Below are 5,972 nucleotides of genomic sequence, written 5' to 3'. Positions count from 1 at the left end.
GGCCGCCGCCCGCGGGGCCGGAGGTCATCATCCGGCGGTGCCGGTCCACGACGGCCGCGAGGTCGCCGGCGCGCTCCCCGGAGACCTGCCGCACCACGTGCTCGGTGATCGTGGCGAACGCCACCGACTCGTGCACCGCGAACAGCGGCAGCCGATGCCGGGCGCAGGCCAGCACCAGGTCGTCGGGCACATCGCCCAGCTCGGCCTCGCCGGCGGCGAGGGCCGCGACCCCGGCCTGCACCAGGATCCGTACGAACGGCTCGGAGTCGTCGGCGTCCCGGCGCCAGGCCAGGCCGGTCAGCACCAGTTCGCCGCCGGAGAGGTAGCGGCTCGGGTCGCGCAGGTCGGTGGTCATGACCCCGCGGACCGTGCGGTCCAGCTCGTTCTCGCCGCCGAGCAGCCGCAGGCCCAGCGCGTCGGTGTCCAGCAGTGCGCGCAGCCGCATCTCGTCGCCGCCGTTCTTTGTCTCGAAACCTACGATGAATCTTGGAGGGGGGCCGGGACGGGACCCGGTGGCGGGCCGCACCGGCCGGAAACCGGGCGTGCCGCGCCGTTACCTGCGTTTCCCGAGGAAAACGGAGAGGTTACGGATGACCTCCGTTCATACGAATCTACAAGATGCTCGCCCTGGCCAGCGAACTCCTTCATGGTTTCGGTGACTGACCCCGCCGGAGTACAGGGCGGTGTACTGAGTCCACTCCGCGTTAACAGCACATGAACGAGCCGGGCCCGCCGCACACGGATTGGCTCAATCTGTACGACTCCACGAGCACTGAGACGAAGAAGAGAGCCGGTCATGGACTTCCTTCGCCCCGCCAGCTGGGAGGAGGCGCTCGCCGCGAAGGCCGAGCACCCCACCGCTGTGCCGATTGCGGGTGGCACCGATGTGATGGTCGAGATCAACTTCGACCACCGCCGGCCCGAGTACCTCCTCGACCTGAACCGCGTCGGCGACCTCTACCAGTGGGAGGTCGGCGAGGACACCGTACGGCTGGGCGCCTCCGTCCCGTACACCCGGATCATGGAGGAGCTGCGCGCCGAGCTGCCGGGCCTGGCGCTCGCCTCGCACACGGTCGCCTCCCCGCAGATCCGCAACCGCGGCGGCGTCGGCGGCAACCTCGGCACGGCCTCGCCCGCCGGTGACGCCCACCCCGCCCTGCTCGCGGCCGGCGCCGAGGTGGAGGTGGCGTCCGCGGCCCGCGGCACCCGGCTGATCCCGATCGACGCGTTCTACACGGGCGTCAAGCGCAACGCGCTCCAGCCCGACGAGCTGATCCGCGCGGTGCACGTCAAGAAGGCCGACGGCCCGCAGCAGTACTCGAAGGTCGGCACCCGCAACGCCATGGTCATCGCCGTGTGCGCCTTCGGCCTCGCCCTGCACCCCGAGACCCGTACGGTCCGCACCGGCATCGGCTCGGCCGCCCCCACCCCGGTGCGCGCCCGGGCCGCCGAGGAGTTCCTGGACGCGGCCCTGGAGGAGGGCGGCTTCTGGGACAACGGCAAGATCATCACCCCGTCGCTCGCCAAGCGGTTCGCGGACCTGTGCTCGGCCGCCTGCAACCCGATCGACGACGTCCGGGGCACCGCGAGCTACCGCCGCCACGCGGTCGGCGTGATGGCCCGCCGGACGCTGACCTGGACCTGGGAGTCGTACCGCGGCGCCCGCCGCACAGCCGAGGGAGCTGCGTGATGCGTGTCAACTTCACCGTCAACGGACGTCCGCAGGAGGCCGACGACGTCTGGGAGGGCGAGTCCCTGCTGTACGTGCTGCGCGAGCGCCTCGGCCTGCCGGGCTCGAAGAACGCCTGCGAGCAGGGCGAGTGCGGCTCCTGCACCGTGCGCCTGGACGGCGTGCCGGTCTGCTCCTGCCTGGTCGCGGCCGGCCAGGCCGAGGGCCGTGACGTGGTGACCGTCGAGGGCCTGGCGGACTACGCCAGGCAGCGCGCGTGCGGCACCGGCTCCTGCGGCACCCCGCTCGACGAGGCCAAGGGGTGGCAGGCCAAGGGCACCGACTCGCAGACCGGCGAGGGCACCGGACTGTCGCCGATCCAGCAGGCCTTCATCGACGCCGGCGCCGTCCAGTGCGGTTTCTGCACCCCGGGTCTGCTCGTCGCCTCCGACGAACTCCTGGAGCGCAACGCGAACCCGACCGACGCCGACATCCGGGAGGCGCTGTCGGGCAACCTGTGCCGCTGCACCGGTTACGAGAAGATCATGGACGCGGTCCGCCTCGCGGCCGCCCGCCAGTCCGAGGGGGTCTGAGCATGCCGGCCAACGGCGCACCCACGAAGATCACGCAGGGGTCGAAGACCAGGGGCGGCATCGGCGAGTCCACACTCCGCCCGGACGGCACCCTCAAGGTCACCGGCGAGTTCGCGTACTCGTCCGACATGTGGCACGAGGACATGCTGTGGGGCCAGATCCTGCGCTCCACCGTCGCACACGCCGAGATCGTCTCGATCGACACCTCCGAGGCCCTCGCCCTGCCGGGCGTGTACGCCGTCATGACGTACGACGACCTGCCCACCGAGGTGAAGAACTACGGCCTGGAGATCCAGGACACCCCGGTCCTCGCGCACGGCAAGGTACGTCACCACGGCGAGCCGGTCGCCATCGTCGCCGCCGACCACCCCGAGACGGCCCGCCGCGCCGCCGCCAAGATCAAGGTCGACTACCGCGAACTCCCGGTGATCACCGACGAGAAGTCCGCCCTCGCCCCGGACGCGATCCTCGTCCACGAGGGCCGCGACGACCACCACATCGGGCACGTCCCGCACCCGAACATCGTGCACCGCCAGCCGATCGTCCGGGGGAACGTGGAGGAGGCCCGCGCGCGGGCCGATGTGATCGTCGAGGGCGAGTACACCTTCGGCATGCAGGACCAGGCCTTCCTCGGCCCGGAGTCCGGCCTCGCCGTACCCGAGGAGGACGGCGGCGTCCACCTCTACATCGCCACCCAGTGGCTCCACTCCGACCTGCGCCAGATCGCGCCCGTCCTCGGCCTGCCCGAGGAGAAGGTGCGCATGACGCTGGCCGGCGTCGGCGGGGCGTTCGGCGGCCGCGAGGACCTGTCGATGCAGATCCACGCCTGCCTGCTGGCACTGCGCACCGGCAAGCCCGTCAAGATCGTCTACAACCGGTTCGAGTCCTTCTTCGGGCACGTCCACCGTCACCCGGCCAAGCTGTACTACGAGCACGGCGCCACCAAGGACGGCAAGCTCACCCACCTGAAGTGCCGGATCGTCCTGGACGGCGGCGCCTACGCCTCCGCCTCCCCGGCGGTCGTCGGCAACGCCTCCTCGCTGTCCGTCGGGCCGTACGTCGTGGACGACGTCGACATCGAGGCCGTCGCCCTCTACACCAACAACCCGCCCTGCGGCGCCATGCGCGGCTTCGGCGCGGTCCAGGCGTGCTTCGCCTACGAGGCGCAGATGGACAAACTGGCGAAGAAGCTCGGCATGGACCCGGTGGAGTTCCGGCAGCTCAACGCCATGGAGCAGGGCACGATCATGCCGACGGGCCAGCCCGTCGACTCGCCCGCCCCCGTCGCCGAACTCCTGCGCCGCGTCAAGGCGATGCCCCTGCCGCCCGAGCGCCAGTGGGAGTCCAGCGAGGGCGCCGACGTACGGCAGCTGCCCGGCGGCCTGTCCAACACCACGCACGGCGAAGGCGTCGTACGCGGGATCGGCTACGCGGTCGGCATCAAGAACGTCGGCTTCTCCGAGGGCTTCGACGACTACTCCACCGCCAAGGTGCGCATGGAGGTCGTGGGCGGCGAAGCGGTGGCGACCGTGCACACCGCGATGGCGGAGGTCGGCCAGGGCGGCGTCACCGTCCACGCGCAGATCGCCCGCACGGAGCTGGGTGTCTCCCGGGTGACCATCCACCCCGCCGACACGCAGGTCGGTTCGGCCGGGTCGACGTCCGCGTCCCGCCAGACGTACGTCACCGGCGGCGCCGTCAAGAACGCCTGCGAGCTGGTCCGCGAGAAGGTCCTGGAGATCGGGCGGCGCAAGCTCGGCTCCTACCACCCGGCCTGGGCCACCGCCGAACTCCTGCTGGAGGGCGGCAAGGTCGTCACCGACGGCGGCGAGGTCCTCGCCGACCTGGCCGACGTCCTGGAGGGCGAGGCCGTGGAGGTCGAGGAGGAGTGGCGGCACCGGCCGACCGAGCCCTTCGACCTGCGCACCGGCCAGGGCCACGGACACGTCCAGTACTCCTTCGCCGCGCACCGCGCGGTGGTCGAGGTCGACACCGAACTCGGCCTGGTCAAGGTGATCGAGCTGGCCTGCGCCCAGGACGTCGGCAAGGCCCTCAACCCGCTCTCCGTCATCGGCCAGATCCAGGGCGGTACGACGCAGGGCCTGGGCGTGGCCGTCATGGAGGAGATCATCGTCGATCCGAAGACGGCGAAGGTCAGGAACCCCTCCTTCACGGACTACCTGATCCCCACCATCCTCGACACGCCGACCATCCCGGTCGATGTGCTCGAACTCGCCGACGACCACGCCCCGTACGGGCTCCGTGGCATCGGCGAGGCACCGACCCTGTCGTCCACCCCGGCCGTCCTCGCGGCGATCCGGAACGCGACCGGGCTGGAGCTCAACCGCACTCCGGTACGGCCCGAGCACCTCACGGGAACGTGAACCCTCGGAAAACCAACCGGTGACCGTCCGGGGGGGCACGTGTCCCCCCGGACCCCCACTGTTCGTCTCGGGCCGTCCCCCGGGTCGTCCAATCCCAAATCCCGTGCCGGACAAGGCGCCGCACGGGTGCACCTATGAACCTTGGGAGTTGGCCCATGACCCAGCAGTCAGTGGAGCCGAGGACCGCAGCCGACGACGCCGGTGACGGCACCCGCGTCCCGGCAGGGCGGTCCTGGCTCGACCGGTACTTCCACATATCCAGAAGAGGATCCACGGTCGCGCGAGAGGTGCGCGGCGGCATCACCACCTTCATGGCGATGGCGTACATCCTCCTGCTCAACCCCCTCATCCTGTCCGGCAAGGACGCGGCGGGGGACACGCTCGGCCAGAAGGCGCTGATCACCGCGACCGCGTTCGCGGCGGCCTTCACCACGCTGCTGATGGGTTTCGTCGGCAAGGTACCGCTCGCCCTCGCCGCCGGCCTCTCCGTCTCCGGCGTCCTGTCCTCGCAGGTCGCCCCGAACATGACCTGGCCGCAGGCCATGGGCATGTGCGTGATGTACGGCGTGGTCATCATGCTGCTGGTCGTCACCGGCCTGCGTGAGATGATCATGAACGCGATCCCGCTCGCCCTCAAGCACGGCATCACCATGGGCATCGGCCTGTTCATCGCCCTCATCGGCTTCTACAAGTCCGGATTCGTCCACCAGGGCAAGGCCACCCCGGTCACCCTCGGCCCGGCCGGCGAACTCACCGGCTGGCCGGTGCTGCTCTTCGCCGGCACCCTGCTGCTGATCTTCATGCTGCAGGCCCGGAACATCCCGGGCGCCATCCTCATCGGCATCGTCTCCGGCACGGCGGTGGCCGCCGTTCTCAACGGGCTCGGCGTCGTCGCCCCCGAGCAGTGGGCCAACGGCGCCCCCGAACTGCACGGCGCCGTCTCGATGCCCGACTTCTCGCTCTTCGGGCACGTCGAGTTCGGCGGCTGGGGCAAGGTCGGCGCGATGACGATCGGCATGATCGTCTTCACCCTGGTGCTCGCCGGCTTCTTCGACGCGATGGCCACCATCATCGGCGTCGGCACCGAGGCGAACCTCGCCGACGACAAGGGCCGGATGCCGGGCCTGTCCAAGGCGCTGTTCATCGACGGCGCCGGCGGCGCGATCGGCGGTGTGGCGGGCGGCTCCGGCCAGACGGTGTTCATCGAGTCGGCCACCGGCGTCGGCGAGGGTGCCCGTACCGGTCTGGCCTCCGTCGTCACCGGACTGTTCTTCGCCGCCTGCCTGTTCTTCACACCGGTCACCGCGATCGTCCCCCAGGAGGTCG

Annotated in this window: 4 protein-coding genes and 1 pseudogene; 4 read left to right on the top strand and 1 reads right to left on the bottom strand. The window is 70.7% G+C overall.

The genetic code is table 11. The features are described from left to right. Positions 1-379, bottom strand: a pseudogene (locus IE312_RS42695) (PucR family transcriptional regulator ligand-binding domain-containing protein); the annotation flags it as partial. Positions 380-796: 417 nt separating this feature from the next. Between IE312_RS42695 and IE312_RS31695 the strand changes: the two are divergent. The 4 genes from IE312_RS31695 to IE312_RS31680 form a co-directional block, all read left to right on the top strand. Further along, positions 797-1,690 (top strand): FAD binding domain-containing protein, encoded by an 894-nt coding sequence (locus IE312_RS31695; protein ID WP_189985703.1) that lies wholly within the window; start codon positions 797-799, stop codon positions 1,688-1,690. Further along, positions 1,690-2,262, top strand: a complete 573-nt coding sequence (locus IE312_RS31690; RefSeq protein WP_189985702.1) for a (2Fe-2S)-binding protein — start codon at positions 1,690-1,692, stop codon at positions 2,260-2,262. Before IE312_RS31695 ends, IE312_RS31690 begins: the two co-directional genes overlap by 1 nt. Before the next feature lie 2 nt (positions 2,263-2,264). Next, complete coding sequence (locus IE312_RS31685; RefSeq protein ID WP_189985701.1) at positions 2,265-4,646, top strand: xanthine dehydrogenase family protein molybdopterin-binding subunit; 2,382 nt, start codon at positions 2,265-2,267, stop codon at positions 4,644-4,646. 155 nt (positions 4,647-4,801) lie between these two features. Next, on the top strand, positions 4,802-5,972 hold a 1,171-nt coding region (locus IE312_RS31680; protein ID WP_229900664.1), incomplete at its 3' end, for an NCS2 family permease.

Origin of the sequence: Streptomyces capoamus, assembly GCF_014654935.1 — a bacterium.
GTDB classification, from domain to species: domain Bacteria; phylum Actinomycetota; class Actinomycetes; order Streptomycetales; family Streptomycetaceae; genus Streptomyces; species Streptomyces capoamus.
The sequence above is the reverse complement of the archived record's forward strand: the minus strand, read 5'-3'. Positions and strand labels throughout refer to the sequence as shown.